This window comes from Intestinimonas sp. HCP28S3_D6, assembly GCF_052065695.1.
In the GTDB taxonomy this organism is placed as follows: domain Bacteria; phylum Bacillota; class Clostridia; order Oscillospirales; family Oscillospiraceae; genus Intestinimonas.
The window spans coordinates 1-26,027 of the sequence record NZ_JBQHTM010000047.1; the positions used below are offsets into that span (position 1 = coordinate 1).

Consider the following 26,027-nt stretch of genomic DNA (forward strand, 5'->3'; position numbering starts at 1 on the left):
CGATTCTGATCCACAACTTCAGCGACAATTCACTGCGCAAGGTTAAAACGGATAAAGCGGATGCGTTGAAAATCGCAAATTATGGTCTCACATTCTGGATGGATCTGAGGGAATATTCCGCAGAAGATGAAACAAGGCAAATGCTGAAGATCCAGAATCGGCTCTATGAGCGGACAACCACCACCGGTACAATGTTGAGAAACGGTTTAATTTCACTCCTGGATCAGACATTCCCCGGTGCCAATAAGTTATTTCTGAATGAAGGCAGGAACTCAAAGGGCCATGTCAAATGGGTGGATTTTGTGATCCGCTTTTGGCATAAAGAATGCGTAGCAGCTTTATCCCTACATACTTTTGCAGACACCTTCCAAAAATGGTGCAAAAGAACCGGTTACAGATTCAGTACTTCCGATGCCGAACGAATCCATACCGCAGCCAGGAACGCCGTTGCCACGCTTCCCAAAAATGATAGTACAAAACTGCTGATAACGCAAGCGGCAATCAGCCTGAATACCGTGTATGATTCGCTTCATGCGTTCCGCACAGAAATGAACCGGCTGGCCTCTCTGCTGCCAGAATATGAGCTGGTGATGGGGATGGAAGGTGTCGGAAAAATCACAGGACCGCAGTTGATGGCTGAGGTTGGTGATGTCCGCCGTTTTTCGCACAAAGGTGCTCTGGTTGCATACGCTGGTGTGGACGCACCACCGTATCAATCCGGTACATTCGATGCAAAGAATCGTCATGTTTCAAAGCGCGGTTCACCTCACTTGCGTAAGGTGCTGTTTGAGATCGCCTCCATGATTCTTGTTCACGGAAACCCTGACAATTCTGTATTCTGCTTCATGGATAAGAAACGAGCGGAGGGAAAGCATTTCTATGTCTATACTGTGGCCGGAGCTGCAAAGTTCCTGCGGATTTATTATGCAAGAGTAAAAGAATATCTGAACACTCAAGAAATCGCTTGACTCTGCTGTAAATACGAAACCTCAAAGTCATAAAACCCTCAGGTCTGCAATTTTTACTTTGTTGCAGGTCTGTTTTGTTATGCTCATTTTCAGATATCCGATTTTTCATTTTGGGGCTTGACACCTATTAGCAGGTTTGCCGGTAGTTAAGTCTTTATATCCTCTGCCATACTTGCGTTATTATTGAGAGTGTACTACACTCTAATGGAAGCTACTTTGTTGCATCGCCAATCATGGTTTCAACGACATTCAGTATCCGGCGCTGCTCCCCGACGGGCAGATGCTTAAGCTTCAGAGACAGCTCAGATGCCTTCAATTCGTGAGATACGGTCAGGACATCAGCCAAAAGGTCATCAGATGAAACCCCCAACGTGTTGACAATACGGATATATGTTTCAAACTTAGGCAATTTCTCTCCGCGCTCCAACGCGCTTAGATAACTGACACTGATATCCAGCAGTTCCGCAAAGGATTCTCTGGACATATTGGCAGCTTCCCGAAAATGTCTTATATTACGTCCGATAGATTTATAGTCCAACCGTACACCTCCTCTACTTGTAAGTAACCACTACGAATAGTATATGGAGAAGTGAAAAACCGTGACAGCATCTATTAGAGTGTGAAGTTCTCTGATGGAAAGTATTTTTTGAGAAAATGTCCCGATAGATATTGCAGAAGCACATAAGGCGTGCTATGATTTCAACAGCTACTTATATAGACACCGTTGGGTGTTTCTCAGAGTGAAAGGTGTACTGGATATGGTCTTGAACGCAACAACAAATTATGCCCTGCAGATTATGATTGAGGTAGCAAAGAACCGCGAAGTAATCTCATCCACGACACTTTCCGAACGGATCGGATTGTCGCAAAGATATTTGAAAAAAATCACTACCCGCTTGAAGGAAGCGGGACTCCTTCATTCCGTCCCCGGGCATTATGGCGGTTATATTCTTCCCGAGGATTCGGAGAATCTGTCTGTATGGGATATTTTTCATGCGATGGAACCCAACAAACCGCTACTCGAATCGCAAGCCGATGAACCGGAAACAGGCAGTGGTCTTGCAATAAAGAATCTGCACAGTGAGATGAATCGTATGCTGCAGCATCACTTCCGTGCTGTCAATCTCGCTGAGCTTGTGAAGTTAAGTGAGGAAAACGAGTTTTATAGAGAAGAAAGGTAGCAAAGCGCCATGAAAATACGAAGTAAAATTAGAAGAAAGGACGGCATCATTATCTCGGTCATTGTCGCGCTGATTTTATGTAGCGTGGTTTTTGTGGCACACGCTCAACTGCTCACAAATCGCAGCGTTGATCTGGACGACCTTGCGTTTTCAGAATTGAACAACGCAAATGAAAATCATCGGGAATATATCAGCAGACTGATCCAGGAAGAATATGGGGCAATCCATTCTTTGGCGCTGTACTTTGAAGAGAAAGAGGACTTTGATTTCCGCAACGAATTGGATCTGATAAACTCCATTATGCTTGCCGATCATTATGGATTTATCGGCTACGCAAATCTGGACGGGAGCATTATCGCTCACGACGGAACGGTAAGGCCGAATGTTGCTGATAAACAATGGTTTCAGGAAGCGGCAAGTTGGAAGGGATACGATTCCATAGAGGTACTTCCTCCCGACGAAGAACATTCCAGACCTCACATCCATATCGCGTCCCCCGTCCGGAAATGCAACAACTTAACAGGAATTTTATGCGCCTGCATCGATGCGGATGATTTTAATGCTACGCTCACGGCCGGTTATTTCGATCAAAAGGAAGCCGTTTTTATTACCGATTCTGCGGGCAACATCCTTCTCTCCAATAAAAATGCCGGAAGTCATGTATTTGGAAGCAACCTATTCGATTTTGTCACGGACGGAACCCTTCTGGACGGTGTGTCCGCTGAACACATCTTAACCAATCTGCAAAAAGGAAACAACGGACAATTCCGCGTGAATCACGGGGAATTGGAATACCTTGTTTACTCTCCCCTCGGCATCAATGACTGGATGCTTTTCAGCATGATCCCATCCAGTGTAGCAAACGTGCAGTTCAGCGCGTATGTGGATCAGGCGGAGAATATTACATGGATTTTCTCGATTGCGTTTTTGACAGCAATCGCTATCGTCTGCATCATGCTTGTGTTTTATATTCGTCAGAACAGGAAGATCCTTCTCATCCATGAGCAGAAGGAGACTGCTCACAAAAATATTCTTACGGCGCTTGACAGTGTCATGTATGACTATGACGTGATTACGCAGGAGTTCCTTGTTCCGGACGGCTTTGCTGAAATGTTCGGCTGCTCTCTTCCCAAAGATATCTTTCAATCCTCAGAATGGACATCGCAGCATCCGGAGTTTGATGATAAGGCATTGCAGCAATGCTTCATTAGCGTCGGGATGAACAAGCGCAAAGGGGAAATTACGCTGAAACTCCAGTCTGACAGTAAAGGCCTGATATACATGCGGATCACCATGATCCCCCGTATCAACAACGACGGCCGGGTAATCGGTATTCATGGCATGATCGCCGATGTTACGGAAAGCTACACGAAAGATTTGTATCTCAGGCAGGATCATGAAAGCGCGGTGGTGATCATTTCCGCTTTGGCTCCCATGGCCTTATCCGCAAACCTTACGCAGAACACCCACCACATTATCAGCTATAATCATTTTGATCTCAGCTGTGTTTTGGAGGAAGGTTCCTATGATGATTTGATCCGGCACGGTGCAAAGCATATCCATGAGGATGACCGGGAGACATTTCTGTCCGCGTTCTCCAGAGAGAACCTGCTTGCCGAGTTCGCAGCCGGACATGAAATTGTAGACTTTCCGCACCGTATGATCAACGACAGCGGCATGCTGCGCTGGTACATAGGCCGATGCGTTATGGTACGCAGCCAAACGGATAACGATATCCACATGGCAATGGTTTTGCTGGACAATACCCAACAGATGGAGCAGCAGCGGAAATTGCAGAAGCAATATGAACTGACGATTGAAAACCTACCCTCCTTTACCGCAAAATGGGTGTTTAAGAATGGGGATATGTATCTTTTAGACGCAAACCGGCGGTATCTGGATTTCATGGGGGGAAGTGCGGATGAGCTTTTCAATAAGTCGGTCATATACGGGTTTGGGAAGCAGGACAAAGCGGCTTTGCTTTCCAGATTGTATGCGTCGGTCAGAAAGCGCGACAGCATTTCACTTACCCATAGCGTTGTTACATATGACGGCAAGAGCAGGTTTCTGGACATCCAGGCATCCTACTTTGAGGAAGTCGATGGGAATCCTGTCTACTTCGGAGTGCTGACGGATGTTACCGAGCTGGTTATGACGGAGGAACGTTTGAAACAGATTGAAACCAGCCTGCACACGACTGTGGATCACTTCATCCATACGATTTTGGAATACAACATTGAGACGCGGGCCATGCGTCTGGTTTCCGGAGGCGACTCCCGTATCGATATAGAAAGCGCGATCCGCAGCTGCCCGGAAAGCCTGTTTCAAAGCGGGGTCTTTGAAGCAGAAAGTCTGGACGTCATTCATCAGTTCTTTGGAGAACTGGAGGACGGTAGAAACAGCGGCCCCCTGCCGATGACGGTATGCTGTAAGGATGGAACAAGGCTGTTTGTGGAAACCACCGGAACGATCATCCATAATCCCAAGGGCGCACCTACCTCTGCACTCGTTATCCTGACCAAAACAGGTGAAATCGAGGGTGCGGATGAAACCAGTTCGGAGCAGGCTTCGGCCTCCGGAGAAACCGCCGACTCGCATAAGGCATTTGCCAGAACATTCGGCTCCTTTGACCTGTTCCTCCATGATAAGCCGCTGTATTTCACCAGCGCCAAAGCAAAAGAGCTTTTGGCCATACTTGTTGACCGCAGAGGCGGAACGCTTTCAGCTTCTGAAGCGATCAGCCTTTTGTGGGAGAGTGAACCGGCCGGTGACAAGCAGCTGAACCGCTACCGCAAGCTGGCAACCAGATTAAAAGAAACGCTGGAATCTGCAGGTTGTGGGGATATTCTGATCAATGACAAAGGGGTACGCAGTATCGATATTACAAAATTGTCCTGTGATTATTTTCTTGCCGTAGACGGTGATGAAGCCGCACAGAAGCTGTACCAGGGCTTTTATATGAGCGGTTATTCCTGGGCTGAGGAACGGAACGCGGCACTGAACCGGATGTTTGGCGTTGACAGCAGCGATGAACAGATAAAATAAAAGTCATAAATCAATTCAGGCCCATAGCAGACCGTTGACCATGAGGTTGACTGTCCGCTATGGGCTTTTTGCTGTTTGAAAAGGAAAGTAGAAAAATAATTTTTTATTTTCCCTCAACTTTCCCTCATCTGTCCCTCTGCGTTCCCGCTGCTTTCCCGATTGTGTCACAGCAATTATTTATAATAGGGCTTGTATGCTTTGCAGGTTGGCAAAACGCAGACGCTTTTGAAGGGAGGGCAGCAGATGGTTTTGAATGTCACAACGGATTATGCGGTGCGCATCCTGGTATATCTTGCCGCAGTTCGCCGTCAGGCCCCTGCACAGGAAGTATCCGAGAAGATGAACATTCCCGGAAAATATATTACGTCGATTGCGAAAAAGCTCAAAGATAGCGGACTCATCTCTTCTACGCAGGGAAGCAGCGGAGGCTACTGTCTGGAAAGAGATCCCTCGTCAATCAATCTGGCGGATGTCATTTGGGTTATGGAAAACGGGATCAGGTTAAATCATTGCGACAGCTGCGGCAGAAATTGCTATTTATATGGACAGCATGGCACCTGCCCCATAAGCAACGCATACGGAACTGCTAAGGCTGTTGTTGAAAGTGTTTTTGCCAGAATAACGATTCAAGACCTGGCCGAAAACAGTGTGTCTAAAAACAAATGGGATCATGATGACCCATAGTTAGATGAGGAAACAGCGCCTTTGTCCCATGCGCACAATCAGAAGCTATAGTAAGAAGAGAGGATGGTATTGCAATGCAGAAATGCGAAAATAACACGACTGCTCCGGATGATGCAATGGAAGTTCAGAGCAGCAAAACGAAAAGTAAAAAATTTTTGACGTTCCAGTGTGGTCAGCAGATGTTTGGCGTTGATATTACTGAAGTGCGGCAGATCATTGAGCTGCCGGAGTTTACGCCTCTTCCGGAGTCGCCGGAGTATATCAAGGGGATCGTCTGTATGCACGGCGAGGCCGTTCCTGTCATGGATTTGAACTTACGGCTCAACCAACTGGAAACAATATCCGGAGAACGCACCTGCGTGGTCGTGTTCACTTTAGAGGGACGCAGCTTTGGGGTAATCGTAGATGGCGTGGAAAATGTCGAGGACATTTTGGATGATGCGGTTTTACCGCCTCCGGGTCAGAAGGAAAGTGGGATCGACTATCTGCTGGGTGTTGTGAATCGAAACCCTGTTGTTCTGTTGGTGAACGCGTATTTCTTCATAAGCGCAGATGACATAGAGCGTTTATCGCAAATTACCGACACAGACGGCTGGACACAAAATAAGGATGAACATACAGGAGGGATTGAGAAATGAAAATGAAAAGAACACAAAAAATTGGCAATAAAATCACGGTGCTGTTTTCAGCTTTTTTCATAGTAACGATTATTGCCCTTGTAGTAACAAGCTGGCTTTCCATGACAGCAATCGTCAAAAATGAGTTAGAAAGCCAGTGTGTAACGGCAACGAACATGCTGGAGCGGGAGCTGGCTGCGGACGAAACAGCAGATCGTGATGCTCTTTTGGATGAATTAAAAAGAGAAATGGGTTGTGAATTTACCATTTTTGAAGGCGATGTCCGCACCCATACCACCATAATAGAAAACGGGAAACGTTCCATTGGCACACGTCTGAATAGCGACCTCGCAAAAATTGTAATTAACCAGGGACAGGCATATGTTGGCGAAGCGGATATATTGGGAACGCCGTATTATTGCTCCTATTCCCCCATCAGGTCAGACGATGGAAAAGTTGACGGTCTGCTGTTTGCAGGGGTGTCAGAAGCAGACGCCGAGGCAATGATGACCAAAGGCACTGTGATTATGTGCATTATTGGTATTCTTTTGGTGCTTTGCGGAATCGTGACAACTCGGGTATTTGTAGTTAAATATGTTTCCAATCCTCTGAAAGAGATACAAAATGCCGCTGGTTCCCTCCTTGTGGGTGATTTTAGTGTTCAGCTCACATGTGACAGCAAGGACGAGTTTGGGGAAACCTGCCGCAAACTGCAAGAGAGTTTTACCGAACTGCGCCGGATCATAACGATTACTTCTAAGGGCATGGAGGCTCTTGCCGACGGCGACTACTCCATCACCACGACCAAGACATTCCTTGGAGAGACAAAAGGCATTGAGGATTCCGTTGACCTGCTTCTCATACGTATGAATCAGGCGATCCATCAGATCCGGTCTGCCGCAGAGCAGATTGACGCCGGGTCAAGGCAGGTTTCCGATGGCGCACAGGCATTGGCACAAAGCTCCACCCAGCAGGCCAGCAGCGTAGAGGAACTGTCCGCGAGGCTGCAGGAAGCCTCTGAAACTGTCACTTCCAACGCAAAGGATGCCGGCGACGCGGCCAGGCTTGCGATGGAGGTTGGACAGGTGACGCAGGAAACTTTGGAAGATATGAAGGAAATGCTGGGGGCAATGGATGAAATTTCGGCCACATCCGAGGAAATCAGCAAGGTTATCAAGACCATTGAGGACATCGCTTTCCAGACCAATATCCTTGCGCTCAACGCTGCTGTAGAAGCGGCACGGGCCGGAACCGCAGGTAAGGGGTTTGCGGTTGTTGCGGACGAAGTGCGCAACCTGGCAGCCAAATCTGCCGAGGCCGCACAAAGCACTACCTCTATGATTGAAAACTCCCTGACTGCTGTAAAGCGCGGCGCAGGCGTTGCAGAAAGGACCAACGAATCCTTTGGCGGCCTTGCCGGGAAGGTGCAGGATACCGTAGCGTTGGTAAACCGTATCTCTGAGGCTTCCATGCAGCAATCTGCAAGCATTCAGGAAATAAATGTCGCCGTTGATCAGATTTCCTCTGCGGTGCAGACTAACTCCGCCACAAGCGAAGAAAGCGCGGCTGCCAGCGAAGAGCTTTCTTCTCAGGCAAGTCTCCTGAAAGAGCTTGTATCACGGTTCAAGCTGGCAGGTATGTAATTTCTCCGATATAAAAGCGAATCATCCTGTCTCTGCGCCTTTCTGAATCACATTGCAGAAAGGCGCGGGGATACATGTTGGAGAACAGGTGAGCTTTCTGCTCCTGCGCGGATGGTACATTTGCAAAGGCGGCAAGGCATCATGCCTCGCCGCCTTTGTTGTTCTTTAGGGAGAAAAGAATGCTATAGTTCCTTTTCTTAGTGGTCATCGTTTACTGCTTCTATCTGTCTGCATAGGTCGATTAACTTTTGCGCCTCAGCTTCCGTCTTGTCTTTGAAATAATCATAAACGCACTTCGGTAGCTGATTTGGAGATGTGGTCTCCGGAAAGATCAACGCATCAAGACTGATATTCAGCTCTTGTGCCAGAAGTACGACGGTTTCAAATTTAGGATTGCTACGACAGATTTCGGCTTGCATAACGGTACGATGACTCATTCCCAATTTTGCCGCAAGTTGTTTTTGTGTCAAATCCCTGACTTCACGCTCCTTGCGGACTTTTGTTCCAAATGCGTCTAACGGATTGTTCATCGCAGCTCACCTCATATCCATTTTAATTCTCGTAGGCGATGCTATAAATCACCTTGCAGATTACATTAAGTTAGCTTTAGATTACTTACTGGATATAGTTTGGAGGAGACACGATGAAAAATACATCGAAAGGAAGTTCTTAACCCAAGGGCATCCGATGGCGACAATGTAAAAACGATTTAGTTAACTCTATAATGAGCTGCACCTCGAAAAGTGATGTGCAGCTCATTTCTTGTCTGTTTCGACTTATCTTTGCTTGTGTTCTGGCGGGCGCACCTCCAAGCCCTTTTCCTTCATCTGAAACTGATCAAAACCCCTGCGCGGATTGTTGTATCCGTGCGGGGGTTTTGATGTTTATTGGCTTTTTTTCTGTTGGCTGCCGTTCACCACCCCCTCCGTTTCGATTCGCACCAACCCCAAAAACGAAACGGAGGAAAACATCATGTTTAATAAAAAGACAGATTATGCACTGAACAAGATGGACAGCACAGCCATTATATATACCGATGCAGAAGGAACCATCGTCCGCTTGACCCGCGATAACTTTTCCAGCTTGGACGAGTTCCTTAAATGGAAAGCTTGGTCTGATGCCAATTACCATATTACTGAAAAGTCCAATCATCTTTACCTTGATCACACCCTCTCCATGACCGGCCTATCTGAATCTGTTGCTGTTGTACCCTCACCCGAACTGATAGAGGAAACCAGGCAGGCAACCCGCTGCCATCAGCGACTTTGCGCGGAGCTTGTGATGAAACTTCGGGTATGCCTGACGGAGACGCAGTTCCGTAGATTGTGGATGTACTATGCCGACGGAATGAGCGAAAAACAAATTGCAAAACTTGAGGGTGTTGGTCAACAGCGAATTTCCAAATCCATTGTTACCGCCCGGAAAAAAGCAAAAAAATTTCTTTCTTTCCAGAGTAAAAACAGGGGGTAAAACCACCACGAAATCCGCGATAAGTAGAAGGACATTTTTCTTTGCGACTGATCTTTGAAAACTGAATATACGATGATGCAGGCACAAAACCCGCGTGATAGCGGCAAGGGGTGCGACGCCATGACGATTGCTTTCGGAGGTGATGAGGGCAAGCAATCCGAGCGACCACCGCAGCCCTTGACCCGGCATGGCAAACTGGGCGCGATGACAGCGCGGGGGACAATGAAACTTGCTCACGCTCTCCCACGGACTTGGGGGAAGCCCTGCGATATGCGCCAACCTTCGGGCAGCGGTATCGCGGAGCTATGACAGTCTTGCCAGAGACGGCCTGCATCATCCCTATCGCCGGGGGTGCGTGGCAAATACGGCGAAATATTCGGAACAAAAAATTGTGGGACCAGCCGCGCCAGTGTGCGCGGCTGCATCCCCCTTTTATGTGAATGTGGACAATCCGTGTTTTCATACACTGTAAAAAATGGCCCTTGTTTTGAAAGGCAGGTGGAGCTATTGGAAAAGCAGGCCACTATGAATGAAGCAATCACTTCTTATAAGGAAGTTAAAATCGGAAAAACACTTTATCGTGTGACCAGCGTGTTCTCCGGCGAGAAGGACTTGGCTCGGACGCTGGAACAGCTTGCGGTACGTCGTGCGATGGCTGAGATTAACCCGCCTCAAACGGCCTGCACCAGTTCTGCAATATAAGAATGATATATACCTCTCAGCTCGGCTTGCCGCATCCTTGCGCGGCGCTGCCCCTTTACGGTATCATGTTCCTGCAAGGTAACACTTGCGGGAGCCAAACCGCCGCACGATGTATGAAGCTGAGATGGTCGGGAGGATAAATAACGATGATCGAAAAAACATACAACGTAGGCATTTACTGCCGCCTTAGTAACGACGATGAACGGGACGGCGAATCCGTCAGCATCGAGAACCAGAAACTCCTGTTGCAAAACCATGTGCGGCAGATGGGCTGGAACGAGATCGACGTATATATCGACGACGGGTACTCTGGCACGAATTTTGATCGCCCCGGCGTCAGGCGTCTCATCGAGGACGCCAAAGCAAAGCGCATCAATCTGATTCTGGTCAAAGACCTTTCCCGTTTTGGCCGTAACTACATTGAGTTCGGGCAGTACACCGACTACCTGTTTCCCTCCATCGGATGCCGCTTTATTGCCCTTAATAACGGCATTGACACCATGAAGGGCGATGGCAGCAACGATGTGATGTGCTTTTTGAATTTATTTAACGAATTTTATAGCCGCGATACCAGCAAGAAGGTCAAGGCTGTAAAAAAAGCCTGCGCCCAGGACGGAAAATTCATGGGGACATACCCCGCCTATGGGTACAAGCGAGATCCGCAGGATAAGCACCACCTCATCATCGATGAAGAAACAGCACCCATCGTGCGCCGGATCTTCGCAATGCGGGCATCCGGCATCGGGTTCCACTCGATTGCCGTGGCGCTCAACGAGGAGGGCATCCCCTCCCCCGGAACACTCTACTATCAACGCAAGGGAAAGAGCGATCCCCGCAACGTCAACGGCAAGTGGGCCGACCAAACGGTGAAGAAACTCATCCGCAGCGAGGTCTACATTGGAAACATGGTGCAGGGCAAGACCGGCACCATGTCCTACAAAAACCGCAGATTGGTGGAAAAACCGGAGGAAGAATGGATCAGAGTAGAGGGTACGCATGAGCCGATCATCACCCGCGAGATGTGGGATACGGTGGTCAGCATCGACCAGAAGAAGGTGCGCAAGTCACCAACGGCAGACAACATCAAAAGCATTTTCACCGGTCTTGTCTACTGCGCCGACTGCGGCTTTAAGATGCGCAACCACACCGAGAAATTCACCTATAAGGACGGCACACCGGGCAGATACAGTTCCTTTATCTGCGGCAACTATGCCCGCAGCGGCAGGGGCGCATGTACCATCCATACCGTTTATGAGAATGTTCTGACACAGCTCGTCCTCATGGACATCCGGGAAAAGGCGAGGTATGCCGACTGTGACCCGGAGCGTGTGGCTCAGCAGATCGTCCGGATCAAGGACAGAGAGGCACACAGCCTGCTGGCCTCCTGTGAAAAGGAGTTGCGCTTATCCATCGCCCGCCTCGCAGAGTTGGAAAAGCTGATGCAAAATCTCTATGAGGACAAATATAACGGCACCATCCCACAGACTGTGTTCCAAACCCTCATGCGCAAGTATGAGGCGGAACGGGTGGAAAAGGCCGAGGCTATTCCGGAGCTGGAACACAAGGTCAAATCCAACCGGGAGAATCGGCAGGACGCAACCCGCTGGACGCATATCATACGACGCTACACTGAGATCACCGAACTGGATGAGACCATCCTGTTCGAGCTGGTAGACCGCATCGAGGTTGGCGACACACAGGTTATCAACGGACAGCGCATCTGTGACATCAAGGTATATTACCGCTATGTTGGTAACGTGGACGAAGCACTGGCGGAGGAAAGGCAGATGCGGTATGACGAAGCTGTATAAAGTGGGTATCTACTGCCGCCTGAGTGTGGATGATGCCAGCAACTCCGCAAAGGCAAACTACATCCCCTCCGACGAGTCAGTGAGCATTGAGAACCAGTACGAAATCCTCTCCAAGTTCACCATGCTCAATGGATGGACAGAGGTAAAGACCTACCGTGACGACGGGTACAGCGGGGGTAACTTTCAGCGCCCCGGATTTTTGGAGATGCTGGAGGACGCAAGGAATGGGCTTATCAATCTGATCCTCGTCAAAGACCTTTCCCGACTGGGGAGAGATTTTGTGGAGGTAGGGCGCTATACCGATGTAGTATTCCCATCCCTCGGCTGCCGCTTCGTCTCCGTCCTGGACTGTCTGGACACGGACGGCGACAATACAGATATGCTGCACTTCCGCAGTCTGATGAACGACTACCACCTGAAAGACCTGAGCGGCAAGATCAAATCCGTACTTCACGCCAAAATGCGCAGCGGACAGTATATCGCCGCCTATGCCCCCTACGGATATCGCAAGAGTGATGAGGATAAGCACAGGCTGGTCATCGACGAGGAGGCCGCCACTGTAGTACGCCAGATGTTTGAGATGCGGGCAGGCGGCATGGCCTATGGCAAGATTGCCGCCGCCCTGAACAATAAGGGTATCCTTACCCCGCGCTGGCATTGGGCCGTCCACTACGGCGACGGAGGCTGCAAGTATTCCAAGCTCTGGATGTATGCCACTGTAAAGAATATTCTAAACAGCGAGGTCTACCTCGGTAGCCTGATCCAGAACCGCACTGGCTCCCGTTCCTACAAGGACAGTACCATGATCTATAAGCCGGAGAGCGAATGGATATGCCATGAAGTCAGCCACGAGGCCATCATCACAAAGGAACTGTGGGAGGCGGCGCAGGAAGTCAACCGCAGGGCCAGCCGGATCGCGGAGGGAAACACCCCTCCGACGCCCTGCCTGTTCACCGGCAAGCTGGTGTGTGCTGATTGTAAAGCCCCTCTTGTGGCAAACCGGGAAAGGCACCAACGTAAAAACGGTACGGTCAAGACCTATACATCCTACTACTGTTCCCGCCATGCCAACTCAGGGCGTAGCTCATGCACTCGCCATGTCATCTATGAGGAAACGCTGAAGGAACTGCTGCTGGGAGAAATCCAGGCGCAGGCCGAGGCACTGGAGCTGGATGAGGCCGCCGTATTGGACAAGCTGCAAAGGCAGTATATCTCTATGGACTTAGGCCGCTGCGAGGATGCCCGTAAGGAGATCACCAAACTGCGCCGCCGCGTAGACGAGCTGGAACACATAACCGCAAAACTCTATGAGGATAAAGTCTGCGGCACTATTTCTGAAGCGACCTTTACGGCGCTGATGCAAAAGAGTGAGCTGGAAAGACTGGAGAAAGCGGAGCGACTGCAAACGCTACTTGCAGAAGTCAGACAAAGCGAACAGGAGGCCGCCAGTATCCAGAACTGGGCAGATATCGTCCGAAAGCACCTGCACACGCATGAGCTTGACCGCATGATGGTAGATGAGCTGATCGACCACATCGAAGTCGGTGAGCGTTTTGTCACAGATGGACATACGCACCGGGACATCAAAATCTTCTACCGCTTTGTCGGGCAGATTTAAGGAGGACAGCATGGACAACAATCGAAACACAAGAAAGCGTGTAGTGCTCTACTGCCGCGTCGCCACACAGACGCAGAGCGACGATTTTGCTCTGGGCGCACAAAGCGCCCGGCTGCATCAGCAAGCCGAGCGCAACGGACTGGAGGTCGTCGGTGAAATCCGGGCTTATGAAAAGGGCATCACCCTTGACCGTCCGGGCTGGCACAAAGTCCTGTGCCTTGCCGCCGAACAGAAGGCCGATGCCATCATGGTAACGGAGCTTGACCGTGTGGCGCGAGGGATGCTCCTGCTGACCGAAGCGTTTACTGAGCTGGACAAGCGTGACCTCCAGCTCCATGCCTCTGCTACAGACTTGCTCTTTACTCCGAGCTTCAAACAGTATATCCTTTAGTCAGGCAACACAACTTTCCCATACAGGGACGCACAAACGATGCGGTTGACCCGCGCTGATATGCCGAAAAAGAGAGAAACAGCAGATTACCTTTCCCGAACACCCCTTGTTCTTGAACAGGTTTTTGAAGGGCATCAGGTCGTTGCTCTCGGCGTTTTCCGTGTCTACATTGTCGTTGATGGCGATGTAGCGCACCCCGAACTGCGGGAACCGTTCCTCGATGTAGAGGCCGGTGTGTAGTTGGTTGCGGCCCAATCTGGATAAGTCCTTGGTGATGATGATCCCAATCTTGCCGTCCTCCATGTCGGACATCATGCGCTGGAAATCCGGCCGGTTGAAGTTGGCCCCGGAGTATCCGTCGTCCACATAGAACTTGATGTTGGGAAAGCGGTGGTCGATGGCGTACTGTTCTAATATGCTCTTTTGATTGGCTATACTGTTGCTCTCGCCGTCCAGCCCGTCGTCCTGGCTCAGGCGGCAGTACAGGGCGGTGATTTTATTTGGGTTTGACTGACTCATACGATCCTCCTTTTCTCCAGTCAAACCGTCCAGAGTTTGTGTGATGTTACCTCTGACGGGGCGGTTTGTCCACCCCTTTCCGAAACTGTGCGGGACTTTTTAAGGTCCATGTCAATGAGCGTTTTGAGTTTTTCTTCCGGCGAACACGTCCCGCCTGTGTGGAATACGGAAACCACGTGAATCAGCCGGCCATGGCTCAACTGGTCGCGCTCGATGACAGTTTTTCCCGCCCGACTGGGCATGGAAATGATTTTAGGCATTGCATCTCTCCTCTACAGAATGTAAGGGGCCAGAATGCTGAGAATTAGACCCGGCAGCATTGCCAGACTTAATTCCCTTGTTGTTCACGCCCCTTCATACCTCTCCCCAAAAAACGTGCAAGTGAATACCCTGGCAGAAAAAACTGCGTGCGAGGTGAGGTGTTCCCTCCGGGGGACACCTCACCTTAGTCCCCTTGCAAGGACAAAAGCGAATGTGTATACTAAGTACAACCGTTCTCCAAAAAGGGAACAGAATAATAGGAGGCACGCCACAATGGAGCAGACATTTGGCAGTTTTGTGCGGGAGAAACGAATGGCCTGCGGACTATCCCTGCGCGGACTGGCGGCAAAACTGGAGGTGTCCCCAGTTTATATGAGCAACATTGAAACAGACCGAAAGCCGGCGCCCGCCAAGGAAAAGTTGGATCATCTCATCAGGATTCTCGGATTGGGTCAGGAGGATACGGAACTGCTATTGGATCTGGCCGCAAAGTCGAAAGCCCAGCAGGTGTCTGCGGATCTCCCGGAATACATCATGGAACGGGATATTGTCCGTGCAGCCCTGCGGACAGCCAAGGAAGTAGATGCCACAGATGCGGAGTGGCAGGAATTTATAGACCGTATTACGCGCCGAGGGGCGCGTGGAAAATGAAACAGGAGGACGGTCCATGCGGAAATACTACACAGAGCCGATGATAGAGAGCATTGCCAGACGTGTGCTGGATTCCTACGATGCGCGCCTCTACCGCGGTCAGCCCTGCGCCATTCCCATCGAGGATCTCATCGAGCGCCACGGCCTGACACTGGAGTTCCAGTACCTCCGCAAGAATGGCCGCATTCTGGGCAAAACGATTTTTGACTGCGGCCTGGAGGCTGTGTATGACATGGAGCAAGGACAATACACCCTGTTTCCCGTGAAGGCCGGCACCATCCTGATAGACGCCTCGCTGTGCGAAGAAGAAGCCTCTACCGGTCGGCTGCGTTTTACGGAGTCCCATGAATTGGCCCACTGGATCATGCACAAGGGGCTATATACCGGCACCGGAGAGAGCGCAGCGTTGCAGCCTGCCGTCAAAGAAACGGACATGGAGGTTCAGGCAAATATGCTGGGCTCCGCTCTGCTTATGCCCATGCCCATGGTGAAACGGTGTTACTATCAATTACGCGGAGGTCGTGATGATCAGACGCTTGTCCACGATATGGCAGAGGTGTTCCAGGTATCTCGTCAGGCCATGCGGATACGCCTTGTTAATCACCGCCTTATGTAAAAAATTTTGCCGTTGTGTTCACTAAAAAGAGAACGATTTAGCAAAGGAGGACCATGATGAAAGATGTGAATAAGAACCGCGCCGTGTTCTGCCCAGTGTGCGGGAAGGGCCGCGTCATAGACGCCGCGGCTGGTACAAATCCCGCCCAACTCCGCCTGTATGGGCCGGGGCAAGCGGAAAAAGCGGAGTTATTCTCCAAGTGCCCCAAATGCGGAGTGCAAGTTGGCATATCCATTGAAAAAGAATATACACCCTAAAACACGATAACCTCGTCAAGCGCACCAGCCGCCGCGCCAGCCGCGGAGTATCGAGTTCGGAGCCTTACAGGTAGCTGCAAAGCTGCTCTGTAAGGCTCTTTTTTTGTGCCTTTTCTGCGGCAGAGCAGCGGAAAGGCATGGCATGCGCAGAGTCTGGCAGCCGTACATCGCCAAATATCCGTGATTCCGATCCCAGGACTTTCACCCATGAAAAATCTGAGATTGGAGATTATGGATATGAAAAAATGGCAGGAAAGCCGTAATTATAGAAAGATCAGGGACAACAGTGGGAATATCATTGCCAACATGATTACCGCAGACGGCGTGGATGTGGCAGTGACAGACGAAGTTTTTGAGGCGTATGCCCAGATGGATCGCCGGGAACGGTATCTCAGTGAGGATGTGCCTGCAGGCAAGGTCCTCTCACTGGAGCAGTTGGCGGAGGATGGTGTTCAGCCGGACTATGTGGGTGCGGAAACAGCGCCCAGCGCCGAGGACTGCTGTTTCGCACGGGAGGACCACCATATGCGCGAGGAACGGTCCCATCTGCTGCGGGAGGCACTGAACTGCTTGGAGGAACGTGACCGGCAGGTCATCACGGCGCTGTTTTATGAACATCTCTCTACCAGGGAGTGTGCCCGGCGCATGGGCATCACCCAACGGGCCGTCATCAAGCGGCGGGATCGGATTTTACGGGATATGAAAAAATATTTTGAAAAAAATGCGGCGTGAGGGTATTCACGAACCCATTTTATCGGGAGGACAGCGGAAGGGGTATCCCCCCTCCGCTGCTCCTTGACAAGTACATACCCAACCATGCGGATAACATGCAGCCGCACCTTCGTCCCACAGTGCGCGCCACGACCCGGCCAGAGCAGCCGGCGAGCGATTCAGCCTGTGGCTGGCCCCGGCAGGGCCAATAAGCGACGGAGCGGCTCATACAATGACACACCACGCACGGCCTGCGCGTAAGACAGGCGGCGCTGCTCCAGGATTGAAAGCAGTAGAGATCCCGGAAATATGCCCGTGAGGCCCCAGCCAGGGCCTGTCCGTATGGTTCCTTTTTCACCGGGGGGCGAGCGCGAATACGGTGAAGATAAAAAAGATAAAAGGACTGGAAAATCCATGAATCAATATAATCCGGAAATGACGCACAAAGAAATCGATTCTATTTTCAAAACCATGCTGCCCCAGCGCGGCATGGTGGAGCGGCCGGAACAGATCCGGCTTTGCCACAACATGCTGGATACCATGCTGGAGGGCGGCGTTGCCCTGTGTGATGCGGGAACAGGCATTGGAAAGACCTTCGCCTACGGCGGCGCTTTTCCCGGGTGAGCCGGAGCGGCTCATTTCTATTGAAAACCAGTTCCGAAGTGTCGCCATGCCCGGAGATGCATTTACGCTTCAGATTTGGAAAGAAAGTCCCAACGGCGCATTCTTCCGTATGGTGGGAGATGCAAACGGAAAAGCTATTTTGGACCATGGATATGTCACCTATCGGTAACATATATAAAACCCCCCGTGTATAGGACTGTGGCCTCGATCAGAACCTGTGTACAGGGGCCTTGTAAAACAGCGTATAAATGACATAAAACAGAAATCCGCTGGGATCATCTGATCCCAGCGGATTTTTTGCTGTTTCGCATTTTAAAATAAAATCGCAATAGGTGTATAACACGCATGAAGGCAGCCGCTTTCTTCGACCGGGTCCAGAGGTATCCACTTCAAGCTTGGCTGTGGACAAATGGACCGTTTTCTGGATACAGTAAAATTCTTTTTTCTCAGAGTCATCTCACAAATATGGGATGGAAATACTATTGCAGGCAACACGCTTTAAAAAAGTCAATCCCCTTGGCGGTGAGAAAACTTCCCTGTTTTGTAGTTCCCGAATAGATCAGACCTTGATCTTTTAATTGCTCCATGTAGTGCTTCAATTTGCCCTCCGATACGTGAATACCGGACAAATCCAATGTGGACAAAATGGTGCCCCGTCCGATCCCCCGCGGGCTGGCCTCATAGAGCACCTTTAGAATGTCACGAAGGGGAGAGGTCTCCAGACAGAGGTGCTCCAGCTCTACCATAGATTGCGTTTGCGAGAGCGTGGGGGCACCCATCTCCTGAAGCAGGTACTCAGGTAAATCGTCAGGATTGATTTGAGATTTATTCTCACATGTATAGTGCAGATATTCCACCAAATTCTTTAGTTCTCTAAAATTTCCGGGCCAAGAATAATCCTCAAGCATTCGAATGGCATCTGTGGAAAAAGCAATCGGCCTATTACACAGTCGACACAAATATTCGGTTAGAAAATCCTTGATTTCATCCCGCATTTCACGGAGGGGAAGTGTGCAAAGAGAGAGCACGTTAAGCCGATAGTAGAGATCAGAACGGAACTGACCCGTTTTAATCATTTCTTGAAGAGGACGATTGGTAGCTGCAACGATTCTGACATTGATAGGAACAGGACGGCAGCTTCCTACGCGGGTGATGACACGTTCCTCTAAAACGCGAAGCAGCAATACTTGAATGCTGAGCGGAGCATCTCCGATCTCATCCAGGAAGATTGTCCCTCCATGGGCAGTTTCAAACAGTCCGGCTTTCCCGCCTTTCTGTGCGCCGGTAAAGGCACCCTCGCTATATCCAAACAGTTCGCTTTCAATGAGGCTCTGCGACATAGAAGCCAGATTGATTCCCACAAATGGACCGTTTGAGCGCGGGGAAGCATGATGGATCGACTGTGCCAGCATTTCTTTCCCCGTACCGCTTTCACCGACGATTAAGACGGTCTGTTCCGTAGCGGCAAAAATTTTTGCGCGCTCTTTTAAACGCAGGCTATATGGATTGTTTCCCCAGATATCATCAAAGGTATAGCGAACAGTCGGATTTAGTGAACGCTGCTTCTGCTGGAGGGATTCTCCCCATTTTCTAATCTGCTCCGCAGCCCGGAACATATAGAGATACTGACGTTTTCCGTCCAGATGGATCATACTTTTGCGACACAGCATGTCCCTTCCCAGAATATTGACAAGTACATCTGATGTGTGTGCAAGGGGATTTTGAAGATTGGAATTTTCTTTCAGCGGCTGTTTGTCAAACATAGAGGAAATGCGCTTAAAGGCCGGGCTGCTCAGGATATCCTGATCCTCACTAACGCCAAACATCTTCCGTGCGGACTGATTGCAGAAAAGGTGGCTGCGGCTGTCATCCATAGAGATAATACCCTCGCCCAGTTCATTCAGAATAAAGGATTGATTGCGTCGTGATTCCTCTGATTCGCCCAGCGTGCGAATGATTTTGCTGCAGGTATCTACATGGGTCTTTAGGTGGGTGTTTTCATAGATGTCAGCATATCCAAGGTCCAGATGAAAAAAGCTGAGGATCTCCACAAATGTACGTACACTCAACGACTTCAAGCCGAGATTGATCAGGTGTTTGAACGTATACGGACAAAGATGTTGAACACCGGGGGCGAGCGCATAGTCGTATTGCGAGGGATCGATCTCCATACCGCTCCACCAGCAGTCATAAATAATGTGATTGACGCCACCCTGCTGTAAAGCGTCCACACTCTCCTGGGCAATCTCACGTAGGTTGCTGATAACCAAAACCCTTGTGCCCGTCGGGATCTCCAGTACCTGCTCCAGCTTTTCGCCCGTCAGGACACGAAAAGCAGTAATTCGATGGACCCCCGGAAAAATCCGCGCAGCTAAGCTGTCACAGTAAGGGCCGGATGTGATGACCAGATCAGGGGACCTGTCTAGGAAGTTTTTCCTGTCCTGCGCGTAGCCTCCTACATCAATGAGATGTCCGATGATACTTTTCACGCTGCGACAGAGATAGTCGTTGACCACGCTATTTAGCGTAACAAAAGCCAGCAATGGTTTTTGTTCCATTTGGTTTCGCCCCTCCCATTGATGTTAATAATTTGGATATCCTAAATAGAATAAATAGGACTTCTGGATAGACTATAACATGGATGGACGAAATTTACAAGACAGGAGCAAACACTGCTTGCTCCCATTTTTTACAAATTTGGCACAATGATATTGTACAATATATATAAGAAATTAGATTTAAATAATATAAAAAATAGTATAATGACAGTTTTGAAGAAGATGGCATTCCATTTGCAATATAAAAAGCTGAAATCGATGCCAGCGCCTGGCCAGCGTGATATGCGGAGATCTCACAGCAAATACATCCTATATAGGATATGTGCACTCCTCAAAATCGACCGTGCAGAGAAGACAGCTAGTGTGCGTTTCTGGTTTTAACGCCAGAACCTAGGGAGACTTGACTGATAAATACATACTTTTCTGCATGAAATGTATGTAAGCAGCGAGGGAATTGGAAAGGTGGAAAAAACGATGGAAACGTTACTGTACCGAGAGGAAAACCATGTGGGCTATATCACGCTAAACATCCCGGACAAACTGAACGCATTGCGCGGAGAGATGAAAGACGAATTGGTAGACCTGCTTCGCAAGCTGCGTGGAGATCAAAATGTTCGGGCGCTGGTGATCACTGGTGCCGGGCGCGCCTTCTGCGCCGGCGGTGACGTGAGCACAATGGGCGATAAGCAAAAGAATAACGAGGGGCGTGACCGCATGCGCCTTTGCTGTGACTGGTGCAGAGAGCTTATGCGCCTGGAAAAGCCGGTCATTGCGGCGGTTAACGGCTATGCATTCGGTGCAGGTCTTACAGTGGCACTCCTCTGTGACTTTGTCGTCGCCTCGGAAAAGGCAAGTTTCCAGTGCAGTTTTGTCAACATCGGTCTGGTCCCGGACAGCGGCTGCACTTGGCTTCTGCCCAAGCGTGTCGGCATGGGCAAAGCCAGAGAGATGATGTATACCGGCCGCACTGTAAAAACGGAAGAGGCCCTTCAGATCGGCCTGGCGGACCAGGTTGTCGCACCTGATGACTTGATGGCGACTGCCACTGAACTGGCCGAAAGATTGGCGCAGGGGCCTACATATACCATCGGGCTTACCAAATCTCTGCTCAATAAGACCTATGAGAGCAGTTTCAGTGACTATCTCGACATGGAGGCCAACTATCAGGCCGCCGCGTTCCAGACCGTGGACCACACCATGGCTGTAAAGGCATTTCTGGAGAAGACGGACAAGCACTTTACCGGACTCTAAGATTACCCCAAGGCCATGATAAAACGGAAAGGTGAAGACAATGAGAAACGAATTGATCACTCCTGAATATGGACCTCTGCATGGCATGAGAGTTATGCTGTCCGGCAGCGCATTGGCAGGCCCTTGGACGGCCAGAATGATGGGCGATTATGGTGCCGAAATTATCAAGATCGAAACGCCTAAAGTTGGAGATACTTCCCGCTCTGGTCCCCGTCACCCCTCCGGCATCGTCCCCAAATGGGACTCCATTGACCGGAACACCATGAGTCTGGAGCTCAACCTAAATTTTGAGAAATATCCTGATGCCAAAGAAGTGTTTGTCGACCTGTGCAAGCAGTGTGACGTCTGGGTGAACAATATCCCCGGCATCAGCAAACACGGTGCTACCGACGCACTGGCTCTGGAGGCCAATCCCAAGCTCATCATCTGCCACACTACCGGTTTTGGTATGCCGGAGAACGGTGGAGATCCCTCCTATCTGGGCCGGCCCTGCCTGGACACCGTGGGTCAGGCCTTCAGCGGCCTGGCTGCCATGAACGGTATGCCCGATGGCCCCTACATCACCGCTAACCCTATCATGAACGACGTGATCGCCGCAACAATGGGTGTTGTCGGCATTATGATTGCCTATTACAACATGCTCAAGACCGGCAAGGGACAGGTCATCGACAACAGCATGTATGAGACGGCGGCTTATTTCCAGAATTACTACTGGGCCATCCAGCTCAACGGCGGCGGGCAATATCAGCGCGGCGGCGCTCTGAGTCCCACCTATTTCCCCTTCGGCAACTATCAGGCTGGTGACGGCGAATGGGTGGCTGTAGGCGTGTTTGGCGCCAACCTCTGGAAGAAATTTGTGGCTTTAATGGGCAAGACGGTGGAGGAGTACTCCTTCGATGATACCGGCGTGGTAGGAGCGAATCCCGAAAAGGCTGCCGAGATGGACAAGATCTGGAAGGCCTGGCTGGCGGAGCACAGCGCTGAAGAAGTGGAGAAGATATTCTCTGAGAACAAGATCCCCTGCAGCCAGATCATCAAGGCGGAGACCGCCTATAAGCATCCCCACTGGGTCGCCCGAAAGAACTTTATCACCATGAGGGATCATACTAACGGTACCGAGATCATCGACTTCGGTGCAGCACCCCACTTTAACGGTACTCCCATCGATTACAGCAAGTATCAGGCTGCGCCCATCTTAGGTGAGCACACAGATGTCATCTTGAGCAAAGTGCTGGGCTACTCGGAGGAAAAGATCGAGGCACTCAAGCAGGCTGAGGTCGTGGCAGCCTCTTTGGTCACGAAATGACCATGTGATTTCATTACCTTGAGTGGAGAGAAGGTTGAACAATGAAATTAACCAAAAAAAACATATGCTTCACTGCTATAGCGGTCATCATATTTCTCATCTTCTGTTTTTTGCCCCCCTTTGGAGAGCCTCTGACCGGAGCCTCCATGCGGGTCCTGGGCGTACTGCTGGCCTGTATTGTAATGTGGGCCGGAGGCGTCATCCACGAGACGGGTATCGTACTGATGATGACGGGCCTGATGGCCATCATTGGCGGCGTGCCCCTTGAGACCCTGACCTCTGCCTTCAGTGGCTCCGTGTTCTGGGTCCTGCTGGGTTCCTTTACTCTGGGTGCCGTGATGAAAAAGTGTGGCCTGCTGCGCCGGATTGCCCTGCTCCTTCTAAAGGTCACACCAAAGAGCTTTACTGGAACCACCATCGGCATGGTGATTGTCGGCACTGTGATCTGTCCTCTGGTGGCAACTAAGAACGCCAAAGGCGCCATCGTCGGCAATGTAGTGCGTTCTGTCAGCGACTCTATGGGATATCCGCTCAAGAGTCCTCAGGCCACTGGCCTTCACCTTGCTTTTTGGACTGCCACCATGATCATGCCCTACATGATCGTGGCCGGTTCCACCAGTACCATCGCTTCCAGGAGCTTCCTGCCTGAAGAGCTGCAAACAAAGTTTGATATGCTGTGGTGGGCGCTTTACTCTATCCCCTTTGTCCTTCCCCTGATGATTCTGATGACCCTGTTCTGTATTTTCCGTTACAGGCCCAAAAAGGGTGAGCATGTAGGCAACGATCTGAGCATCGATTTTCTGAATGAGCAGTTGGCCAAAATGGGCCCCTGGACCAGAGACGAGAAGTTGGTCTGCATTCTGACGGTCCTGATGGTACTGACCTGGGTGTTCAAAGCCCAGCTGGGCAACATTCCTGAGTATGCGAGCTGCCTGGTGGTGCTCTCTATTCTGTGGTTTGCCGGGTGCCTGGATGCCAATACCTTCCGTACCGGTGTGTCCTGGGAGAATCTGATCTTTATCGGTAGCTGTATCTCTCTGGGCAGCATCCTTCCCTATGTGGGTATTACCGACTGGATCGTCTCTGTCATTGGGCCCTACACCAGCATTGCCTTCTCCAATCCCTTCCTGATGATTGTGATTTTGACCCTTCTGCTCTTTGTAATCCGTTTTCTACTTTTGTCTGAGGGTAGCTACATGTCTGTTATGTGCGCCCTGCTGTATCCGCTGGCGATTGAGGCCGGTGTCAATCCCTGGATTGTGGCCATGATTCTGAACAATATGGTGGGTTCCTTCTTCTTGCCCTATCAGAGCTCCGCTTTTCTCTCTGGTTATTATGCGTTTGGTGAGGACGCTTTTGACGTTCGTGAAACCCGTGTCTATGGAATTGCCTATCTCATTCTCTCAACTGTTGCGCTGTGCATTGGTGCCGTCGTCTGGCAGATGATGGGTATTTGGTGGATGTAAGCGTCAAAGCTGAGATTCTGTCTTCTGGGTGGAGGCGCTTCGTTTTTTCAAGCCCAGGATATGGAGCGCCTCCACTGATTGAAAGTGGGGTGTGGAATGAATACGGTTGCAGTAGAAAAAGCCGGTGAGATTGCCATCTTCACGCTCAACCGGCCGCAAAAATACAATGCGGTCAATCCTGATATGGTCCGAGCCTTGAACGAAACGATGATGGAGTTCATGGAGGACAAGTCTCTACGGGTGGGTATTATTACTGGCGCCGGCGAAAAAGCATTTTGCTCCGGGGCGGATGTCAAGGAGTGGCTGCCGTACGTAAAGGCGACAGCGGACCGGCCTTGGCGCATCCCTCCCATCCTCACCCGTGGGCAATATGTGACAAAGCCCCTCATCGCCGCGGTAAATGGCATTGCGTATGGTATGGGGGGTGAGATCGCCATGGCCTGCGACCTGCGAATCGCCGCGGACACAGCGGTGTTCCGGTGGCCGGAGCCGACGCTGGGTATTCTCCCACGAATGGGGGGAACGCAGCGCCTGCCGCGTTTGGTCGGCTATGGCCGGGCAATGGAAATCCTTCTCACCAATGAAAAAGTGGATGCGCAAAGAGCTTTGCAGGACGGTCTGGTGCAAAAGGTGGTTCCAAAAGAAAACCTCATGAAAGAGGCCGTCGGGCTGGCGCAAAAGATTTGCGGTCTGGCTCCTCTGGCTGTAGAGAATATTAAACGCTGCATACGATTTGGTGTGGAGATGGATCTGGAAGATGGCCTGGACCTGGAAAACCGATTGGGTATGGCCCTTTATGAAACGGAGGACTATACAGAGGGCCGGGCTGCACTCCTGGAAAAGCGAGCACCTAAATTTAAAGGAAAGTGATATCCCCCTTCGTACACCTTCTTCCCGTGATCTCGTGATACTTTGATTTTCCTTATCAGATCCCAGACACAAAAGAAGAAATAATGGAGGGACGCAATTGTGAGTTTTCTGACTGATGCATTGACAGGGGTTACCGCGGCTGTTGGAGCGGAATATATGACCCTGATTATCATTGTGCTCACCTTGATCCTGTTTGCCATGGATAAGCTGCCCATGGGCTTTGTTGCAATGCTTTCCGCCATTGTTCTGGGCATCACCGGCTGTATGTCGCTGAACAAGATTTATTCCGGCTGGTCCAGCTCCCTGGTTATCATGCTTATCGGTATGATGATCGTAGGAGATGCCATGTTCCAAACGGGCGCAGTGCTGATGATTGGACGCAATATCATGCGCTCTAAATTTGCAAAAAATGAACGAGCGGTCATGGCAATTATTATGTTACTGTCCGGTGTATTATCCGCGTTTCTCTCTAATACCGCTGTTGTAGCAACTTTCATCCCGCTGATTGGAGCTATGGTGGCTTCCTCTGGTGGAACACTGAAGCAAAAGCATCTCATGATGCCATTGGGCTTTGCGGCCGCAATGGGCGGGACCCTGACGGTAATTGGTTCGACCTCCCAGCCTATGGTAAATACGGTTCTGGAGGGGCAGGGACTGGAACTGATGCCTATTTTTTCGATTTTCCCCGTGGCGGCGCCTAGGGAACCTCTGAATAAAAGCCTTTATCCTGTTTCTACTCAATGTATTAGCCGCCATTTGCGCTTGGTTAAGGTGATTTCAGTGCAAAATAGCCATTATTTATCTGCT

General features: G+C 50.3%; 25 protein-coding genes. 20 read left to right on the top strand and 5 right to left on the bottom strand.

Annotated elements, in window-relative coordinates; genetic code table 11:
• Positions 1-968: IS110 family transposase (locus ACTNBK_RS13695; protein ID WP_441146917.1), on the top strand; the 968-nt coding region annotated here is incomplete at its 5' end.
• Between the two features lie 211 nt (positions 969-1,179).
• Here the strand turns inward: ACTNBK_RS13695 and ACTNBK_RS13700 are convergent.
• A complete protein-coding gene (locus ACTNBK_RS13700) occupies positions 1,180-1,506 on the bottom strand; it encodes a helix-turn-helix domain-containing protein (RefSeq protein ID WP_441146919.1) in 327 nt (108 codons plus the stop codon).
• 202 nt (positions 1,507-1,708) lie between these two features.
• On the opposite strand from ACTNBK_RS13700, the gene ACTNBK_RS13705 reads away from it, so the two are divergent.
• The 5 genes from ACTNBK_RS13705 (at position 1,709) to ACTNBK_RS13725 (ending at position 8,138) form a co-directional block, all read left to right on the top strand.
• Positions 1,709-2,149 (top strand): RrF2 family transcriptional regulator, encoded by a 441-nt coding sequence (locus ACTNBK_RS13705; RefSeq protein ID WP_441146921.1) that lies wholly within the window; start codon positions 1,709-1,711, stop codon positions 2,147-2,149.
• Positions 2,150-2,158: 9 nt separating this feature from the next.
• Positions 2,159-5,194 (top strand): PAS domain-containing protein, encoded by a 3,036-nt coding sequence (locus tag ACTNBK_RS13710; protein ID WP_441146923.1) that lies wholly within the window; start codon positions 2,159-2,161, stop codon positions 5,192-5,194.
• Positions 5,195-5,437: 243 nt separating this feature from the next.
• Positions 5,438-5,878, top strand: a complete 441-nt coding sequence (locus ACTNBK_RS13715; RefSeq protein WP_441146924.1) for an RrF2 family transcriptional regulator — start codon at positions 5,438-5,440, stop codon at positions 5,876-5,878.
• Between the two features lie 74 nt (positions 5,879-5,952).
• On the top strand, positions 5,953-6,516 hold the full coding sequence (locus ACTNBK_RS13720) for a chemotaxis protein CheW (RefSeq protein ID WP_441146926.1): 564 nt from the start codon (positions 5,953-5,955) through the stop codon (positions 6,514-6,516).
• On the top strand, positions 6,513-8,138 hold the full coding sequence (locus ACTNBK_RS13725; protein ID WP_441146928.1) for a methyl-accepting chemotaxis protein: 1,626 nt from the start codon (positions 6,513-6,515) through the stop codon (positions 8,136-8,138). The genes ACTNBK_RS13720 and ACTNBK_RS13725 overlap by 4 nt, the downstream gene beginning before the upstream one ends.
• Positions 8,139-8,335: 197 nt before the next feature.
• Here ACTNBK_RS13725 and ACTNBK_RS13730 read toward each other — a convergent pair whose 3' ends face one another.
• A complete protein-coding gene (locus ACTNBK_RS13730) occupies positions 8,336-8,668 on the bottom strand; it encodes a helix-turn-helix domain-containing protein (RefSeq protein WP_441146930.1) in 333 nt (110 codons plus the stop codon).
• A gap of 442 nt (positions 8,669-9,110) precedes the next feature.
• On the opposite strand from ACTNBK_RS13730, the gene ACTNBK_RS13735 reads away from it, so the two are divergent.
• The 5 genes from ACTNBK_RS13735 (at position 9,111) to ACTNBK_RS13755 (ending at position 14,130) form a co-directional block, all read left to right on the top strand.
• Positions 9,111-9,608, top strand: a complete 498-nt coding sequence (locus ACTNBK_RS13735; RefSeq protein ID WP_441146932.1) for a hypothetical protein — start codon at positions 9,111-9,113, stop codon at positions 9,606-9,608.
• A gap of 525 nt (positions 9,609-10,133) precedes the next feature.
• Positions 10,134-10,310 (top strand): hypothetical protein, encoded by a 177-nt coding sequence (locus ACTNBK_RS13740; protein ID WP_441146934.1) that lies wholly within the window; start codon positions 10,134-10,136, stop codon positions 10,308-10,310.
• Between the two features lie 146 nt (positions 10,311-10,456).
• The gene (locus ACTNBK_RS13745) at positions 10,457-12,121 is read left to right on the top strand and encodes a recombinase family protein (protein WP_441146936.1); all 1,665 of its coding nucleotides are present in this window, start codon (positions 10,457-10,459) and stop codon (positions 12,119-12,121) included.
• Entirely contained in the window at positions 12,105-13,739 is a 1,635-nt protein-coding gene (locus ACTNBK_RS13750; protein ID WP_441146938.1) for a recombinase family protein, read from the top strand. Before ACTNBK_RS13745 ends, ACTNBK_RS13750 begins: the two co-directional genes overlap by 17 nt.
• A 10-nt stretch (positions 13,740-13,749) precedes the next feature.
• Positions 13,750-14,130: a recombinase family protein gene (locus ACTNBK_RS13755; protein ID WP_441146940.1), complete on the top strand. Its 381-nt coding sequence runs from the start codon at positions 13,750-13,752 to the stop codon at positions 14,128-14,130.
• Here ACTNBK_RS13755 and ACTNBK_RS13760 read toward each other — a convergent pair whose 3' ends face one another.
• Both ACTNBK_RS13760 and ACTNBK_RS13765 read right to left on the bottom strand, forming a co-directional pair.
• On the bottom strand, positions 14,131-14,649 hold the full coding sequence (locus ACTNBK_RS13760) for a recombinase family protein (protein ID WP_441146942.1): 519 nt from the start codon (positions 14,647-14,649) through the stop codon (positions 14,131-14,133). It abuts the gene before it with no gap.
• 20 nt (positions 14,650-14,669) lie between these two features.
• Positions 14,670-14,909 (bottom strand): hypothetical protein, encoded by a 240-nt coding sequence (locus tag ACTNBK_RS13765; RefSeq protein ID WP_441146944.1) that lies wholly within the window; start codon positions 14,907-14,909, stop codon positions 14,670-14,672.
• A 274-nt stretch (positions 14,910-15,183) separates the two neighbouring features.
• Between ACTNBK_RS13765 and ACTNBK_RS13770 the strand changes: the two genes are divergently transcribed.
• The 4 genes from ACTNBK_RS13770 (at position 15,184) to ACTNBK_RS13785 (ending at position 17,769) form a co-directional block, all read left to right on the top strand.
• On the top strand, positions 15,184-15,561 hold the full coding sequence (locus tag ACTNBK_RS13770; RefSeq protein ID WP_441146946.1) for a helix-turn-helix domain-containing protein: 378 nt from the start codon (positions 15,184-15,186) through the stop codon (positions 15,559-15,561).
• Positions 15,562-15,577: 16 nt separating this feature from the next.
• Complete coding sequence (locus ACTNBK_RS13775) at positions 15,578-16,177, top strand: ImmA/IrrE family metallo-endopeptidase (protein WP_441146948.1); 600 nt, start codon at positions 15,578-15,580, stop codon at positions 16,175-16,177.
• A gap of 494 nt (positions 16,178-16,671) precedes the next feature.
• The gene (locus ACTNBK_RS13780) at positions 16,672-17,166 is read left to right on the top strand and encodes a sigma-70 family RNA polymerase sigma factor (RefSeq protein WP_441146950.1); all 495 of its coding nucleotides are present in this window, start codon (positions 16,672-16,674) and stop codon (positions 17,164-17,166) included.
• 321 nt (positions 17,167-17,487) lie between these two features.
• The gene (locus ACTNBK_RS13785; RefSeq protein ID WP_441146952.1) at positions 17,488-17,769 is read left to right on the top strand and encodes a hypothetical protein; all 282 of its coding nucleotides are present in this window, start codon (positions 17,488-17,490) and stop codon (positions 17,767-17,769) included.
• 479 nt (positions 17,770-18,248) lie between these two features.
• On the opposite strand, the gene ACTNBK_RS13790 is transcribed toward ACTNBK_RS13785, so the two are convergent.
• Positions 18,249-20,327 (bottom strand): sigma-54 interaction domain-containing protein, encoded by a 2,079-nt coding sequence (locus ACTNBK_RS13790; RefSeq protein ID WP_441146954.1) that lies wholly within the window; start codon positions 20,325-20,327, stop codon positions 18,249-18,251.
• Positions 20,328-20,801: 474 nt separating this feature from the next.
• Between ACTNBK_RS13790 and ACTNBK_RS13795 the strand changes: the two genes are divergently transcribed.
• The 5 genes from ACTNBK_RS13795 to ACTNBK_RS13815 all read left to right on the top strand — a co-directional run.
• Complete coding sequence (locus ACTNBK_RS13795) at positions 20,802-21,578, top strand: enoyl-CoA hydratase/isomerase family protein (protein WP_441146956.1); 777 nt, start codon at positions 20,802-20,804, stop codon at positions 21,576-21,578.
• Between the two features lie 85 nt (positions 21,579-21,663).
• Positions 21,664-22,884, top strand: coding sequence for a CaiB/BaiF CoA transferase family protein (locus ACTNBK_RS13800; RefSeq protein WP_441146958.1), 1,221 nt, complete (start codon positions 21,664-21,666; stop codon positions 22,882-22,884).
• Positions 22,885-22,925: 41 nt separating this feature from the next.
• Positions 22,926-24,350 (top strand): SLC13 family permease, encoded by a 1,425-nt coding sequence (locus ACTNBK_RS13805; protein WP_441146960.1) that lies wholly within the window; start codon positions 22,926-22,928, stop codon positions 24,348-24,350.
• 96 nt (positions 24,351-24,446) lie between these two features.
• Positions 24,447-25,220 carry an enoyl-CoA hydratase/isomerase family protein gene (locus ACTNBK_RS13810; protein ID WP_441146962.1) on the top strand — a complete coding sequence of 258 codons (774 nt, stop codon included), beginning with the start codon at positions 24,447-24,449 and terminating at the stop codon, positions 25,218-25,220.
• Between the two features lie 99 nt (positions 25,221-25,319).
• Positions 25,320-26,027 (top strand): SLC13 family permease (locus ACTNBK_RS13815; RefSeq protein ID WP_441146964.1); only part of this gene is annotated, 708 nt, incomplete at its 3' end.